The 15,541-nt window shown below is 67.7% G+C and carries 10 protein-coding genes; 3 read left to right on the forward strand and 7 right to left on the reverse strand.

The features are described 5' to 3' along the window. Positions 1-24 precede the first annotated feature (24 nt). Entirely contained in the window at positions 25-861 is an 837-nt protein-coding gene (yghU, locus tag ACY65G_RS05415; protein WP_464996332.1) for a glutathione-dependent disulfide-bond oxidoreductase, read from the reverse strand. 380 nt (positions 862-1,241) lie between these two features. Next, positions 1,242-2,465: an ROK family transcriptional regulator gene (locus tag ACY65G_RS05420; RefSeq protein WP_464996333.1), complete on the reverse strand. Its 1,224-nt coding sequence runs from the start codon at positions 2,463-2,465 to the stop codon at positions 1,242-1,244. A gap of 579 nt (positions 2,466-3,044) precedes the next feature. On the opposite strand from ACY65G_RS05420, the gene ACY65G_RS05425 reads away from it, so the two are divergent. Beyond that, on the forward strand, positions 3,045-6,107 hold the full coding sequence (locus ACY65G_RS05425) for a TonB-dependent receptor (protein ID WP_464996334.1): 3,063 nt from the start codon (positions 3,045-3,047) through the stop codon (positions 6,105-6,107). A 224-nt stretch (positions 6,108-6,331) separates the two neighbouring features. Then, positions 6,332-7,519: a GGDEF domain-containing protein gene (locus ACY65G_RS05430; RefSeq protein ID WP_464996335.1), complete on the forward strand. Its 1,188-nt coding sequence runs from the start codon at positions 6,332-6,334 to the stop codon at positions 7,517-7,519. Here ACY65G_RS05430 and ACY65G_RS05435 read toward each other — a convergent pair. Beyond that, positions 7,503-8,417 carry a sugar kinase gene (locus ACY65G_RS05435; protein ID WP_464996336.1) on the reverse strand — a complete coding sequence of 305 codons (915 nt, stop codon included), beginning with the start codon at positions 8,415-8,417 and terminating at the stop codon, positions 7,503-7,505. The two genes, ACY65G_RS05430 and ACY65G_RS05435, sit on opposite strands and share 17 nt — an antisense overlap. A 177-nt stretch (positions 8,418-8,594) precedes the next feature. On the opposite strand from ACY65G_RS05435, the gene ACY65G_RS05440 reads away from it, so the two are divergent. After that, entirely contained in the window at positions 8,595-10,220 is a 1,626-nt protein-coding gene (locus ACY65G_RS05440; RefSeq protein ID WP_464996337.1) for a methyl-accepting chemotaxis protein, read from the forward strand. Between the two features lie 188 nt (positions 10,221-10,408). On the opposite strand, the gene ACY65G_RS05445 is transcribed toward ACY65G_RS05440, so the two are convergent. The 4 genes from ACY65G_RS05445 to ACY65G_RS05460 are packed head-to-tail and all read right to left on the reverse strand — an operon-like array spanning position 10,409 to position 15,457. Beyond that, the gene (locus ACY65G_RS05445) at positions 10,409-11,062 is read right to left on the reverse strand and encodes a MarR family winged helix-turn-helix transcriptional regulator (RefSeq protein WP_464996338.1); all 654 of its coding nucleotides are present in this window, start codon (positions 11,060-11,062) and stop codon (positions 10,409-10,411) included. A gap of 57 nt (positions 11,063-11,119) precedes the next feature. Beyond that, positions 11,120-12,994, reverse strand: a complete 1,875-nt coding sequence (locus ACY65G_RS05450) for a putative bifunctional diguanylate cyclase/phosphodiesterase (RefSeq protein ID WP_464996339.1) — start codon at positions 12,992-12,994, stop codon at positions 11,120-11,122. After that, positions 12,991-13,476 (reverse strand): YfiR family protein, encoded by a 486-nt coding sequence (locus ACY65G_RS05455; protein WP_464996340.1) that lies wholly within the window; start codon positions 13,474-13,476, stop codon positions 12,991-12,993. Before ACY65G_RS05455 ends, ACY65G_RS05450 begins: the two co-directional genes overlap by 4 nt. Continuing rightward, complete coding sequence (locus ACY65G_RS05460; protein WP_464996341.1) at positions 13,466-15,457, reverse strand: TonB-dependent receptor plug domain-containing protein; 1,992 nt, start codon at positions 15,455-15,457, stop codon at positions 13,466-13,468. Before ACY65G_RS05460 ends, ACY65G_RS05455 begins: the two co-directional genes overlap by 11 nt. Positions 15,458-15,541: the final 84 nt, after the last annotated feature.

Genomic DNA, 15,541 nt, shown 5'->3' on the forward strand with positions numbered 1-15,541 from the left:
GCCCGTTTTTTTTGCCGGCGATCGTCAGTCGAGATCGGCGGCGCTGTGCCGCTCCGGCACCTGGCGCTCGCCCTGCAGCCGGTTCACGCGGCGCCCGCGCTGCACGGCGGGGCGCGCCGCCACCTCTTCCGCCCAGCGCCGCACGTTCGTGTATTCCTGCACCGACAGGAATTGGCCGGCTCCATACAGTTCGCCCAGCGCGAGCAGGCCATACCATGGCCAGATCGCCATGTCGGCGATCGTGTAGTCGTCGCCCGCCACGAAGCGGTGTACCGCCAGCTGGCGGTCCAGCACGTCGAGCTGGCGCTTGGCTTCCATCGCATAGCGGTCGATCGGGTATTGCAGCTTTTCCGGCGCATAGGCAAAGAAGTGGCCGAAGCCGCCGCCGACGAACGGTGCCGATCCCATCTGCCAGAACAGCCAGTTCAGCGTTTCCGTGCGCGCGCGGATTTCCATGGGCAGGAAGGCGCCGAACTTCTCGGCCAGGTAGACCAGGATCGACCCGGATTCGAACACGCGCAGCGGCACGTCGCCACTGCGGTCGACGAGAGCCGGGATCTTCGAGTTCGGATTGGCTTCCACGAAGCCGCTGCCGAACTGTTCGCCGTCGCCGATGCGGATGAGCCACGCATCGTATTCGGCGCCGGTGTGCCCCAGCGCCAGCAGTTCCTCCAGCAGGATCGTCACCTTCTGGCCGTTCGGCGTGCCCAGCGAATACAGCTGGAGCGGGTGCTCGCCGACCGGGAGCGCCTTGTCGTGCGTGGCACCGGCCACCGGGCGGTTGATGCTGCCGAAGGTGCCGCCGGCCGCCGTTGGCGGGGTCCAGACATCAGGGGGTACGTATTTCGTGTTTTCAGTCATGCGATCGCTCTCCTGTGCGGTGATGGCCGCCATGGCGCGGCCGTCGGGACGGCTAGTTTGGCATGACTGGGAAAATCGCGTGCGAGCCCGCCGATTTCTGGTCGCCAGCGCCCTTCTTCGCTGTGCGGTCCAGCGAACGCCGCGCCTGGTGGTGGAGCAGGGGTTTCAAGGAGCACGGCTCCTTGCCTGCGTAACAGAGGGGGCCTGCAGGCCCTCTCTCCTTCCGGACATTTTTCCGGGCGTCTCATCCGGAAAATGTGTCGGACACCGGTGTTCGGCAGCCCGGTGCCAGCGCATGCGAGAACGGTGTCCGACACCTTTTTCCGGGAAAGGCATCCGGAAAAAAGTGTCCGACACCAGCTAAAGTGTCAGAGACCCGCCTACGATCCGCGCGCCGTGCGCCGTTCCAGCGTTTGCAGGTCCAGCGGGCGGGTGAGCCGGTAGCGCGCCAGCGCGGCGGCGCCCACGGCCACGGCGTCGATGCCGAAGTGCGACGTGCGGATTTCCGGTGGCGTCAGCAGCGCCGCCTGCGCGTAGCCGGCCAGCGTTTGCCGCGCCGGCCCGATCAGCGCGTCGCCGAGGCGCAGCGCCGGGCCGCCGATGACGATCGCCATCGGGTCGAAGCCCGCCCACAGGTTGTTCAGCAGGATGCCCAGCTGGTGTCCGGCCGCCGCCACGGCGGCGCAGGTCGACGGGGCACCGTCGGCCACCCGCTTGTACAGCCGCTCCAGCGCCGCGTAGCTGGGCCGTTCGTCGCCCAGCAGCGCGGCCAGGCCGATCAGCGCATCGGCGCAGCCGCGCCGGCCGCACGAGCAGCGCGGGCCGTCGGCCTGCAGGATCGCGTGGCCGACTTCGCCGCCGAAGCCGCCCATGCCCGTCAACAGCCGATCGCTGACGATGATGCCGGCACCGACGCCATAGCTGATCGACAGGTAGATCAGCGGATCGCCCGCCGTTTCGCGGGAAAACTCGAACTCCGCCAGCGCCGCCACGTTTGCCTCGTTCTGCATGTACAGCGGCAGGCCGTGCAGCACAGTGCCGGCGAAATGCGCCTCCACCTGGGCCCGCACGTCGACATTGCGCCAGCCCTGGTGCGGCGCGTGGCGCAGGCAGCCCGTGTGCTCGTCGACGGCGCCATGCAGGCCGATGCCCAGGCCCAGCACGCGCCGCGCTTCCCCGCCGGCCGGCCGGGCAAGCCGGCGCGCCTGGCGCACCATCGCCTGCGCCGTCAGCCGGATGCAGGAGGCGGGATCGTGCGCGTCGTCGTAGTCGATGACGCGCACGTCGAGCACTTCGCCCAGCAGGTTCGTCGCCAGCACGCGCGCCTCGTCGACCCCCACTTCGGCGCCGATCAGCGCCAGCCGGCCCGTGTCCAGGTGCAGCGGCGTGGCGCGGCGCCCGACTTCGCCCGTCACCAGCAGTTCGCTCTCGGCGAGCCAGCCTTCATCCATCAGCTCGCGCACCAGCTGGCTCACGGTGGATTTCGTCAGGCGCAGCTCGTCCGCGAGCGCCGCGCGCGACAGGCCGGGCTGTGCGCTGACCTGGCGCACCAGCGCCATCCGGTTCAGTTGTTTCAGGAGTTGCTGGTCACCGGTAACGGGCATGGCGGTTCTGGGTCGATTGCAGTGGGCGGATTATGCAGCACGGGTGGGGCTCGCGCCAAAAAAAGGCCGCGCGATCCTCCGCGCGGCCGGCCTGGATTCGGCCGCCGATGGACACGTTTCCACAAACCGTTGGTTTTATGCCGCATGTTGTGAAGAATTTGCAACAGCCATGACGGCCGGCGCCTGGGCAGTCCGGCACGCCAATGCGCAACAGCAACATCGAGACAGTGATGGAGACGTTTTCAGAAGTCGTTGATTTTGCTATGAAAACGATTTCTTGGAAACCGTTTTCCAAAGGATTACGTAACGTATGTAATGGTTTGGGATAACGTAAATGCCTGCCACAACAGGGTTTTTTACCATTTCGTGATGAAATTTTATTTGTTCGCGCGATTGACCAATTACCGTAATTTTCTTACTCTTGCGTAAATTACGTCATGTGAGCAATGTTGCGAAGACAGCATGCGACACGACGAAGTCCCGCGGTGATCGGAACGACGGGACGTGTGATTTGGCAAGACCAATGATGCCGCATCCACCGCCCAGGGACGCGGCGTTCCACATCAGAGAGGAGACACCGTGCTGTACAGTCTGAAGAGTTCCAAGGAACTCAATGCATCCCCCAATACCAGGCACCGCCTGATCGCCATCGCCGTCGCCGGGGCTTGCGCCACGCTGATGGCCCCTGCCTTCGCGCAGGACGCCACGCAGGCCGCTCCGGCCGTCGCGCAGGCCGCAACGGGCCCGTCGGCCCAGGAAGTCGCCGGCAATGTCGCCGGCAACGTGGCCGATTCGAGCGCACCAGCCACCGTCGTCGTCAAGGGCATCCGCGCCTCGATGCAGTCGACGCTGAACCTGAAGCGCAATTCCGACGGTATCGTCGACGGCATCGTGGCCGACGACATCGGCAAGTTCCCCGACACTAACCTGGCCGAATCGCTGCAGCGCATTTCCGGCGTGTCGATCGACCGCAACCGCGGCGAAGGCTCGCAAGTGACCGTGCGCGGCGTGGGTCCGGACCTGAACATGGTGCTGCTGAACGGCCGCCAGATGCCGACGTCGAACCTGGGCGACCTGGCCGGCCGCGCATTCGACTTCTCGAACCTGGCGTCGGAAGCCGTGTCGCAGATCCAGGTGTACAAGAGCTCGCGCGCCGACACGCCGCCGGGCGGCATCGGCGCCACGCTGAACATCATGACGGCGCGTCCGCTGGAACTGGGCAACATGGCCAGCATCGGCGGCAAGCTGGTGTACGACACGTCGAACGACAACCTGCCGCAGGAAGACGCGGCGAAGCGCTCGTACACCCCGGAAGTGTCCGGCATCTACAGCACCACGTGGGCCGACGGCATGTTCGGCGTGTCGGTCAGCGCCAGCTACCAGGAACGCAACCTGGGCGTGAACCAGGCGCAGATCACCAATGGCTGGAAAGGCCCGTACACGGCCACGCAGACCGGCGTCACCGGCGTGATCCCCCTGCCCGGCGCGCCCGGCTCGGAAAACATCACGAACCGCCCGGACGGCAGCGACGTGTATTCCGTGCCGCAGAATATCTCGTACTTCATGCGCGGTTCGCAGCGCCAGCGCACGAACGGCCAGCTGACGTTCCAGTTCCGCCCGAACAAGGACCTGACCACCACGCTGGACTACACGTACTCGCTGAACAAGGTGCAGACCAAGTACCACGAGCTGTCGGCCTGGTTCAACCACGGTCCGTCCGTCTCCAGCTGGACCGATGGCCCGGTGGCGGCGCCGATCTTCTACCAGGAGAACGTGGCCAACCAGGATATCGCGATGAATGGCGGCGACTTCGCCACCAAGTCCGAGAACAAGTCGCTCGGCTTCAACACGCAGTGGAAGGTATCGAATGATCTGCGCCTGACGTTCGACGCGCACCACTCCACCGCCGTATCGCAGAAGGACAGCCCGTTCGGCTCGAACAACGACCTGGCCACCGTCAGCTTCAGCCGCGGCAATACTCGCGTGTTGTTCGACAACGAAATGCCGGTGCTGTCGATCGAAGGCGCCGACTTCAACCGCGCGCCGATGCAGGTGTCCGGTTCGTGGTTCCAGGATGGCTACCAGCGGATGGAGATCGACCAGGCCCAGGCCGGCGGCCGCCTGAAACTGTGGGAAGCGTCGGAGCTGAACTTCGGCCTGTCGCTCACCAACGTGAAGAACCGCTCGGCCTTCCAGCAGGTGCAGAGCGATTCGTGGGGCGGCGCCACGTCGCCGGCCGACTACCCGCAATCGATGTTCCGCCCGGATTCGCTGGGCCAGTACTTCGACAAGCTGGGCGGCCACGACAACCCGGCCCTGTTCCAGCAGATCCACCTGTTCGACTTCGCCGCGATGCGCCAGCGCGTATCGGATGCGACCGGCAAGCCGTCCCTGTACCTGCCGAGCCTGTCCAATCCGGACTACGACCGCCGCACGACGGAAAAGAGCCGCGCGCTGTACTTCCAGCTGAATACCGAATGGGATACGGCGATGCCGATGCACACAGGCATTGGCTTCCGCTACGAAAAGACCGACGTGCTGTCGACCGCGCTGTCGCAGACCGTGGCCGGCGTGAACTGGGTGGCGCAGAACGAGCTGCCGTTCGTCTTCTCGGGCAAGGACTTCACGAGCCTGAAGGGCAAGTACCACCACTTCCTGCCGAGCCTGGACTGGGACATGAACGTGCGTGACGACTTCAAGGTTCGCGCCAGCTATGGCTGGACGATCGGCCGGCCGCGCTACGACCAGATCCAGGGCGGCACGAACATCAACCCGACCGGCAACATCAACTATGGTACGGGCACCCGCGGCAACCCGGCGCTGGAACCGGTCAAGTCGAAGAACCTGGACCTGTCGGCCGAGTGGTACTACTCGCAGCAGAGCACCGTGTCGCTGGGCCTGTTCCACAAGTCCCTGTCGAACTACGCTGGCCAGAGCGTGAACATGGAAGCGTCGCCGAACGTGACGACGCCGGTGGGCGGCGCCTACTGGAACGCGGCGCTGGCATCGGGTTGCATCAATACCGACACCACCTGCATCCGCAACTTCATCTTCCGCAACTACGCCGGCCAGCCGGGCGTGGTGCGGGGCGCGCCGAACGCGCTGGGCAACGAGACCGGCACCATCTCGGGCATCGCGGGGAATCCGGCCGTGCAGTATCAGATCACGTCGTTCGTCAACGAAAAGTCGGCCAACGTGAAAGGCGCGGAAGTCAACTGGCAGCACATGTTCGGCACCAGCGGCTTCGGCATCCAGGCCAACTACACGTACGTGAAGTCGAACCTGAGCTTCGACAACGCGGGCTCGGGCAACCAGTTCGCCCTGGTCGGCCTGTCCGATTCGGCCAACGTGATCGGTATCTTCGAGAACGACAAGTGGTCGATCCGTGCCGCGTACAACTGGCGCGACGAATTCCTGTCCTCGGTCACCGACCAGGCGGGGCCGAATCCGCAGTACGTGGAACCGTATGGCCAGGTCGACCTGTCGATCGGCTACAACCTGACCAAGAACCTGACCCTGCAGTTCGAAGGCATCAACCTGAACGACGAAACGCAGCGCGTGCATGGCCGCACCAAGAACATGGTGCTGACCGCCACGCAGGGCGGCCCGCGCTACATGCTGGGCGCGCGGTACAAGTTCTGATGACGGGTTGACCGTCGCGGCGCAACGCAGCGCCGCGCTCCCGGCGGGCCGTCCCTGGACGGCCCGTTTTTCATGGCGCGCACGGCGCCGGCATCCCTGGCCTCCCCTTTCGGCGCGCGGCGAAACCGGGAGTGCATGACAGATTGATACTTACAAGAATTTAAATGTACAATGCCGGGGCGTTACGCACGTCCGGTGCGCATCGTTCATGCCTGAAAGACCCCGTGCCGCACCGCGACCTGCCCCATCCCCGCCTCGAGATCGACCGCCAGCGCGCGGAGTTCGCGGACGCGGCCGCCGAAGACCGCTTCAACCGCCACCACCTGCCCGAGCGTTCCGCCCAGCTGAAGATCAGCCTGATTTTCTGCGCCGCGTTCTACGTGGCGTTCGGCGCCACCGACGTGGCCACACTGGGCCCGACGACCACGGCCGGCGTGATGATCGCGCTGCGCGTGCTCGTGGCGCTGGTGGCGGGCGCCGGCCTGCTGGCGATCACGCGCCGGCCCGAATCGGTGCGCGTGACGGTGCTGGCGGCCTGCAGCGTCGAAATCATCGGCCTGGCGGTGTTCATGGTGCTGTGCTGGTACCAGCCCGCCGCCATGACGTGGAACGTGATGTCGCAGGCGCTGATCCTGATGGCCGTCTACGTCAATATCCCGAACCGGTTCATCTACGCGGTATGGATCGCCTGCGGCTCGTCGGCCGTGTTCTGCGTGATGCTCCTTGTCCAGGGCACCCTCAGGATGGACGACCAGGTGGCGCTGGTGCTGCTGCTCATGCTCGGCAATACGCTCGGCTATATCGGCGCGCGCCGGTTCCATCTCGCGCAGCGCGAGCAATACCGCTCCGCCATCCTGCTCGAACAACTGGCGGACCGCGACCCGCTGACGGGCTGCTTCAACCGCCGCGTGCTGCAGCGGGGACTGCTCGATGCCGAGCTGGCGCGGGCGCGGCGCTACGGCACGGCGCTGTCCGTGATCCTGTGCGACATCGACCACTTCAAGCGCATCAACGACACGTATGGCCACGCGGCGGGCGACCATGTGCTGCACGAATTCGGCGGCCTGCTGCTGGCGATGACGCGCGAAACCGTCGACAGCGTGGTGCGCTATGGCGGCGAGGAATTCCTCATGGTGTTGCCCGAAACGGACCTGGACGGCGCCCGTGCGCTCGCCGAACGGATCCGCCACGCGTTCGGCAGCACCGGCAGCGCCGTGGAGCTGGGCCAGTTCGTGACGGCCACCGCCAGCTTCGGCATCGCCGCGGTGCGGGCGCTCGACCCGGATGCGCCGGACCGCCCGGACATGCTGGTCGAGGCGGCCGACGCGCAGCTCTATGTAGCCAAGCGGAGCGGGCGCAATTGCGTGCGCGGCGTGGCGGTGACGGCGGCGCCGGTCAGGTCGACGGCGTAAAAAAATCCCGCGGCGGAATCGCGCCGCGGTGCGCCAGCTTGGCGGCGGCGACGCGATTGGCGAGGCGCGCGGCGTCGGCGGGCGCCTCGCCGCGCAGCACGGCGGCGAGATAGGTGCCATTCCACGCATCGCCGGCGCCGGTGGTATCGACCACGTTCGCGGCCACCGCCGGCACCGCCGTGCGCTCGCCGCGCAGCCACACTTCGCAGCCCTCTTCCCCATGCTTGACCACCACATGCTCCACCAGCGCCTGCGGCGGGCCGGGCAGGATGGCGCCATCGGCGGGCAGGCTCGGGACCAGGATGTCGACATACGGCAGCAACTCGGCACAGGCGGCGCGGGCGGCATCCTCGTCATTCCACAAGCGCGGGCGGTAGTTCGGGTCATAGGCCACCAGCACGCCGTGTTCGCGGGCGATGCGGGCCGCGGCCAGCGTGGCGGCACGGGCACCCGGCGAAATGGCCTGCGTGATGCCGGACAGCAGGATGCAGCGGGCCGACGCGATGAACGCCGCATCGATATCGGCGGCGGCCAGCTGCGACGCGGCGCTGCCGGCCCGGCGGTACGTGAACGACCGTTCGCCGTGCGCATCGAGCGAAATGAAATACACCCCGTTTTCACCCTGCACCAGCGGCGCGTGCGAAACGTCGATCCCTTCTTCTTCCCACGCGGCGCGCAGGCCGGCGCCGAACGGGTCGTCGCCCACCCGGCTGGCGAATGCCGTGCGCGCGCCCTGCCGCGCCGCCGCGACCAGCGCGTTCAGCACGTCGCCGCCATACGCCTTGGCGAACCGCTGCGCGTGTGCCAGCGGCTCTGTGGCATTGAACTCGACCATGCATTCGCCCAGGCCGACGAGGTCGAAGCGGCGGGCAATGTCCGGGGTGATGCTTGGTTTCATGGATGTCCTGGACGAAAAGGTTACGAAAACGCCAACACGAATTTGGCCTTCCAGCTTTTACCATCGTTTCCCGCGACTGCAAAGTTCTTTGTGCGCCAGCCATGCTTTCACTACGGTATAACTGGCGGCACGAAAGCCGGCGGCAGCGGCCCGAAACCTGATCACAAGGAGACGACGATGACTATAGCGAATCTCACCATCGGAAAACGGCTGGCGCTCGGCTTTGCGATCGTGTGCGTGATGCTGATTGCGATGGTGCAATTGTCGAACGCCATGCTGTCGCGGGTGAACACCGGCACTGGCGAGATCGTGAACAACCGCATGCCGAAGATCCAGGCGACCGGCCGCATGCTGGAAGAAGTGAACGACATCGCCATTGCGCTGCGCAACATGATGCTGAACGACCATCCCGAAGACCGGCGCCAGCAGCATGCCGAGGTGATGGCGTCGCGGCAGGCGATCAACGACGTGATGCGCGAGCTCGAGGCCACGCTGCAGGATCCGAAAGCGCGCGACCTGCTGCGCCAGATGCGCGCGGACACCGACCGGTACGCCGCCGCGCAGGACACGCTGATCGGCCACGTCAACAGCGGGGCCGCCGACGCGGCGCGCGCCTACCTCGTGGGCGAGATGCGGCCCCTGCTGGCGCGCCTGAAGCAGGCCACCCGCGAGCAGGCGGCGTTGCAGAAGCAGATCAGCACGGCCGCTGCCGAGCAGGCGGAGGCTACCTATACGAGCACGCGCAACCTGATGTGGATCCTGGGCTTCATCGCCGTCGCGCTGGCGGCCCTGGTGGCATGGTGGATCACGCGCTCGATCACGGGGCCGGTCGGGCAGGCGCTCGGCGTGGCCAACACGGTGGCGGCGGGCGATCTCACCAGCCGCATCGATGCCGCGTCGCGCGACGAGATGGGCGAACTGCTGCGCGCGCTGCGCCGCATGAACGAGAACCTGGCCGCCACGGTGGCCACGGTGCGCCAGGGTACCGACGTCATCGCCACGGCAGCGGCCGAGGTGGCGACCGGCAGCCAGGACCTGTCGTCCCGCACCGAACAGCAGGCCAGCGCACTGGAAGAGACGGCATCGTCGATGGAGCAGCTGGCGTCCACCGTGAAGCAGAACGCCGACAATGCGCGCCAGGCCAATACGCTGGCCGGGGCCGCGTCGGAAGTGGCGGCGCGCGGCGGCGACATCATTGGCCGCGTCGTCGGCACGATGGACGAGATCCGTGCCTCGGCCAGCCGGATCGGCGACATCACGAGCGTCATCGACGGCATCGCGTTCCAGACCAATATCCTGGCACTGAACGCCGCGGTGGAAGCGGCGCGCGCCGGCGAACAGGGGCGCGGCTTCGCGGTCGTCGCTTCCGAGGTGCGCGCGCTGGCGCAGCGCTCGGCTGCCGCGGCCAGGGAAATCAAGGAACTGATCGGCGCCTCCACCGGGCAGGTCGAAGCCGGCAGCCAGCTCGTTGGCGAGGCCGGCGCCACGATGGGCGAAATCGTCGCCAGCGTGCAGCGGGTCACGGACATCATGGCCGAGATCTCCGCGGCCAGCAACGAGCAGTCGGCCGGCATCGAGCAGATCAACCGGGCCGTGGTGGAGATGGATGCGGTGACGCAGCAGAATGCGGCACTGGTCGAACAGGCGGCCGCGGCTTCCGAGTCGATGAAGGAGGAGGCACGCAGGCTGGCCGAGGCGGTGGCGGTGTTCCGGATCGGCGGGGATGCAGCCGCGGGCTCCCCGGCGCCCGTACCCGGCACGCGCAGGCCGGCGGGCCTGCTGGCGTCGTCGTCCAGGCACTGACCTCCGCTGTCGCGCTGTCCGCCGCGACGGCCCACCCCGTGTCCGCCCTGGGGTCAACCCCGAAATCGGACACGGGCTGAGCTTTTTCCCTGCCACTTAGTGTCGAGTTCGTGTCCGAAAAAAGGCCTGGCCCCATGGTGGACACGAGTTCGGCAGTAAGCGGTGAGCGCGGCCGCGGCACTGGTGATTCACGCGAAGGTTAGCCAGTTGCGCTGGGCGGCGATAGGGTCGGCGGGTTCGTGTTCGGCGCAGTCGATGCGCAGGAAGGCGATCGGCAGCGGCGCGCCGACAAGGGCGCAGTGGTGCGGGGCGTCGGCGCCGGGGAACCTGTTCGGTTCGAAGTGGCGGCACGACAGGCAGGCGCGCAGTTCGGGGAAGCGTTCGGTCTTCTGCAGTTCGGCGATCGTCTTGAACAGGCCCGTCAGCAAGGCCACCTGCAGCGCATGAGGGAGCGCCGAGACGGCGTCGTCGGCGAAGTCCAGCGCGCCCTCGAGGCGCCCGGCCAGTTGCTCGCCCTCGGGCGTCAGCAGCAGCGCGGTGGCGCGGCCGTCGTCGGCGGCCCGGGTCTTGCGCACGTAGCCTTTTGCAACCAGCGCGGCCACGGAATCGCTGGCGCTGGCGGTGGAGATCGACAGTTGCTGCGCCAGCCACGACAACCGCATGCCGCGCACGCGGCGGTGCAGCAGTTGCACGATTTCCGCTTGCGCCGGATTGAGATGCTCGGCGGTGGAAGCGGCCCACATGCCGGCCCGCATCACGCTGGCCAGGCGGGCGATCGCGGTGACGACGCGGGCCGACAGGTCCGGGGTCGCGTCCCACGGCGTCTCTGGGGTAATGTCCATGCCGCAGCGTAGTGCGGCCGCGGCGCCATGTCAAGGAGTCCTAATGGCGCCCGGGCATTACGCCGCGACGGGTGCCAGGAAGCGCGCCTTGAACGCGTCCGCGGCCATCGGCATGCCCAGCAGGTAGCCCTGCACGACGTCGCAGCCGGCGTCGCGCAGCCATTCCAGCTGGCACGGTTCCTCGACGCCCTCGGCCACCACGGTCAACCCGAAGCCGCGGGCCAGCGCCAGCACGGCGTGGATGATGGTTTCGCCGCGCTGCGGCAGCAGTTGCACGAAGCTGCGGTCCACCTTCAGCTGGTTGATCGGGAACGTCTGCAGGTAGGACAGCGACGAGTAACCCGTGCCGAAATCGTCGATCGCCAGGCGCACGCCGAGCGCACGCACGGCCTGCATGAACGCGACAGCGCCGGACACGTCTTCCATCAGCACGCTCTCCGTCAGTTCCAGCTCCAGCTGGCCCGGTGCCAGGCCGCTGGCGGCCAGTGCGCGCTGCACCTCCTCGATGAAGCCCGGCTCGCGCAACTGCCGCGCGGACATGTTGACGGCCAGCGCCAGGGCCGGCCCGCCGGCGCGCTGCCAGTGCGCCACTTCGGCGCAGGCGTGCCGCAGCACCCAGCTGCCCAGCTCCACGATCAGGCCGCTCTCTTCGGCGATCGGGATGAATTCCGCCGGCGAGATCGGCCCGTGTTCCGGGTGGCGCCAGCGCAGCAGGGCTTCCACGCCGAGCAGCGCGCCGCTGGCGCAATCGAACTGCGGCTGGTAATGCACGGCCAGCTGGCCACCGTCGATCGCCCGGCGCAGCTCGCGCTCGAGCATGGCGCGGCGCTGCGTGGCGGCCGTCATCGCCGGCACGAACTCGGCCAGCCGGTTGCGCCCCGACTCTTTGGCGTGGTACAGCGCCGTGTCGGCGCTGGACACCAGTTCGCTCATCGTCGACGCGTCGTCCGGATACAGGCAGACGCCCACGCTGGCGGTCGCGAAGAACTCGCCTCCTTCCACGGCGAACGGATGGCGCAGCGCCTGCGTGACCTTGTCGGCGATCGCCACCGCACAGGCGCGATTCGGCACCGGCGTCACGATGATGGCGAATTCGTCGCCGCCGATGCGGCCCACCAGGTCCGTCGTGCGCACCGCGCCGGCCAGCGCGGCCGCCACCTTCGTGAGCAGTTCGTCGCCGGCCGCGTGGCCGGCGGTGTCGTTGACGATCTTGAAATTGTCGAGGTCCACCAGCAGCAGCGCCACCTGCGCGCCGGCCGCGGCGGCCTCCTCCAGTGCGCCTTCCAGCCGCGCATAGGTGGCGTGCCGGTTCGGCAGCTGCGTCACGTGGTCGGTGTGCGCCATGTAGTCGAGCTTGCGCTCGGCGGCGGCCACCCGTGCGCGCGTGGTGCGGCCCAGCGTGGCCACGACCAGCATCGCGCCCAGCGAAGCCACCACCAGCAGCCCCACGTAGCGCAGCATCGCCCCGCGCAGCCGGTCGGTACCCACGTGCAGCACCGTGTGTCCCATCACGTTGCCGCGGTAGCGCACCGTGTCCGTCACCACGATGCGGCCGTCGCGCTCGCCCAGGGCGGCTTGCAGCGTCAGCGGCAGGCGGCTGTCCGGGTACGAGAATTCCGCGAAACGGCGGCCATCCCGGTCATAGATGCCCACCGCCTTCAGGCCCTGGGCGTAGCGGAACGCGCGCAGCGTTTCCTGCGCCGACTCGCGGTCGCCGAACATCAGCGGCGCGGTCACGCTGTCGGCCACGATGGCGGCCTGCACGCGGGCGCCGTCGGCCAGCGCCTGGCGGATCTCCAGCAGCTGGTAGGCCACCAGCACGGCGCCGGCGATCACCAGCGCCCCAACGGCCGCCAGCAACTGGCCGCTGCGCAGCGCCGCGGCGATCGGCATGCGGCCTTTCGGCCCGGCCCGGGAAGGGAGCAGTTTCATCGGACGTTCCTTGCCAGGCGCAGCAGGCGCGAACTGAAGCGCAGCCCGGCGCGCGCGGCTTCCCTGGTGTCGATATCGAAGCGCAGGCGCTGGTCTTCCTCCACGAGCGCCACGGCCCCGGCGTAACCGGTCACCGGTTCGTCGACGACGGCCAGCGTGCCGGCGCCGTCAGGGGCCGGCCGCGCGGCGCCGGCGCGCAGCACGGCCACGTCGCAGGCGATGCCGGCCGCGGGCTCGACGACGGCGACCTTGCGCTCGCCCACCGGCTTGCCCTGCAACTGGCGCAGGCTTTGCCACAGCGCGTGGCCGCTGGCGACGCACACGTTCAACGGCCGCGCGCCCGCGTTCGCAGGCCACACCGTGAACTGGGCGATGTTGTAGATATAGGCGGCTTTCAGCACGGACCCGTCCGTCTGGGCGCGGCAAGGCAGCGCCCAGACGAACAGCGCCAGCGCCGTGGCGGCAAGATATTCAGAACGCATAGCCCATCTTGACGAGCGCCACACGGCCCTCGCGCGCGATCGCTTCCTGCACGAAGGCCGGGCCGGCCGGGTCCTCGTAGCGGCGGCCGGTCGCGTTGTACAGGCTGACCGACCAGTCCACCCTGCCGTTGCGGCTGGCCGGACCGAGCGTGACGTTCCACCGGCAGAAGCCGCCCGTGCTGGCGTTCTCCGTCAGGCGGCGCGACATGCACTGCCCTTCCGTGCCCAGGCGGAGCGCGTCGCCCGGCAGGGCCCAGGTGGCGTTCACCTTCAGCAGGTGGCGCGGCGAGTTGACGAGCCAGGCGCCATCCTCGTCTTCCGCGTGCTGGTAAGTGTAGCTGCCGCGCACCCGCGTGCCGCCGGCGAACAGGCGTTCGCCGGACAGCTCGACGCCGTCGGCCGAAGCCCGCTCGGTATTGTCGAACATGAGGATGCCGTCCGGCCGCAGCGTTTCCGTGATCAGGTCCTTGAGCCGGTAGTGGAACGCCGACAGCGACAGCTTCGTATACGCATCCGGCTGCCGTTCCCATACCAGTTCGCTTGTTGCGATCTGTTCGGCGCGCAGGTGCGGATTCGCTTCCGCATAGGCCTCCACGTCGTAGTACAGCTCGTAGGCGTTCGGCGAGCGGTAGGCGGTGCCGTAGATCAGCTTCAGCGTATCCTTCGCGCCGGCATGCCAGATCAGCGCGGCGCGCGGGTTGACGCGGCTGCCGGTGATGTTGTCGTGGTCGTAGCGCACGCCGGCATTCAGGATCAGGCTGGAGGCGAGCCGCGCTTCGTCCTCGATGAAGACGCCGGCGCGGCTGACCGCGCGGCGGTCGTCCATCGCCACTTCGTAGGGATCCAGGTCGAAATTGTATTGCTTGAGCCTTGCATTGCGCTGCGCATCCACGCCGACCAGCAGCTTGTGCCCGGCCAGTCCGCTGTACGTGGCGGTCGCGTTCATCCCATACCACGAGGCCTGCGCCCCATCCACGTTGGTGCGCGGATTGCCTTCGTCGTCGGGATACGAGCCCGTGCCCACGTAGGCGATGCGCCCCCAGTCCGCGCGGGCGGACAGCTCCAGCGTGTCCGACACATCCTTCGTGTAGCCGAGGCTGGCGAAACTCTGCGCATCGCGCGTCCGGTTCGCCATGTTGTAGACGGCGCCGAACGATGCCGTCGGCACGCCCTTCTCGCGCGTCACGTGGCCGGCACTGAACGACAGCGGGCCGCGCGAGGCTTTCACGAACGCGCTGCGCGAGTGGTCATGATCCAGGCCCTCGGCAATGCCGTTGTTCTGGTCGGGCGTATCGAATTCGGCTGCGTATACGTTGCCGCCGTCGCGCGTGAATCCGCTGACGGAAAGGAGCACGTCGGTGCCATCCTGCGCATGGTAGCCATAGCTGGCGCGGCCGCGGCGCTCGCCCTTGCTGCCCGCGGCCACGGCGACCTGCGGCCCGGCCAGCGCACTGCCCGACTTGGTGACCACGTTGATCACGCCGAAGATCGTGTTCGAGCCGTACACGGCGGCGCCGGGGCCCGGCACGTATTCGATGCGCTCGACGAGATCCATGTCCAGCAGGCCCTCGGTGCCGATCGACGCCTGGTCGTACACGCTGTCGTTGACGCGCACACCGTCGATCATCAGCAGGAAACGGCTGTTGTAGTCGCCCGGGCGCTGGAAGCCGCGCGCGCCGATGTAGGTGTAATTGCGGTCGTCGGAAATGAACACGCCCGGCAGGCTGGCCAGCGCCGCGGCGAGCGTGCGCCAGCCATGCTCGCGCACGTCCTGCGAGGTGAGCACCGACACGGCCGACGGCGCATCGCTGACGCGCTGGGCGAAACGCGAGGCGGAAGTGACGACCGTCACGCCCATCAGGCTTTCGAGCGGCATCGCGGCCAGGTCGCCGGCGGCTTCTTCCTGCCCGAAGGCCTGGGCAAGGACGGCTTGCAGGGCAAGCGCAAGGATCGTGTTACGGCGGAGAATTTTGCTGGACATTGTTGTTCGGCTGACGCCGCTGGTCCCGGCACGAATCCTGCCGGCAGATAATTTACCTAAGGCAATATGTTACCGCCAAGGCGA

This window comes from Pseudoduganella sp. jia 12, from assembly GCF_055502675.1.

What these genes read in the sequence shown, in the direction of transcription:
- yghU (WP_464996332.1), bottom strand. Translation starts at nt 861, where the DNA reads ATGACTGAAAACACGAAATACGTACCCCCTGATGTCTGGACCCCGCCA.
- ACY65G_RS05420 (WP_464996333.1), bottom strand. Translation starts at nt 2,465, where the DNA reads ATGCCCGTTACCGGTGACCAGCAACTCCTGAAACAACTGAACCGGATG.
- ACY65G_RS05435 (WP_464996336.1), bottom strand. Translation starts at nt 8,417, where the DNA reads ATGAAACCAAGCATCACCCCGGACATTGCCCGCCGCTTCGACCTCGTC.
- ACY65G_RS05440 (WP_464996337.1), top strand. Translation starts at nt 8,595, where the DNA reads ATGACTATAGCGAATCTCACCATCGGAAAACGGCTGGCGCTCGGCTTT.
- ACY65G_RS05445 (WP_464996338.1), bottom strand. Translation starts at nt 11,062, where the DNA reads ATGGACATTACCCCAGAGACGCCGTGGGACGCGACCCCGGACCTGTCG.
- ACY65G_RS05450 (WP_464996339.1), bottom strand. Translation starts at nt 12,994, where the DNA reads ATGAAACTGCTCCCTTCCCGGGCCGGGCCGAAAGGCCGCATGCCGATC.
- ACY65G_RS05455 (WP_464996340.1), bottom strand. Translation starts at nt 13,476, where the DNA reads ATGCGTTCTGAATATCTTGCCGCCACGGCGCTGGCGCTGTTCGTCTGG.
- ACY65G_RS05460 (WP_464996341.1), bottom strand. Translation starts at nt 15,457, where the DNA reads ATGTCCAGCAAAATTCTCCGCCGTAACACGATCCTTGCGCTTGCCCTG.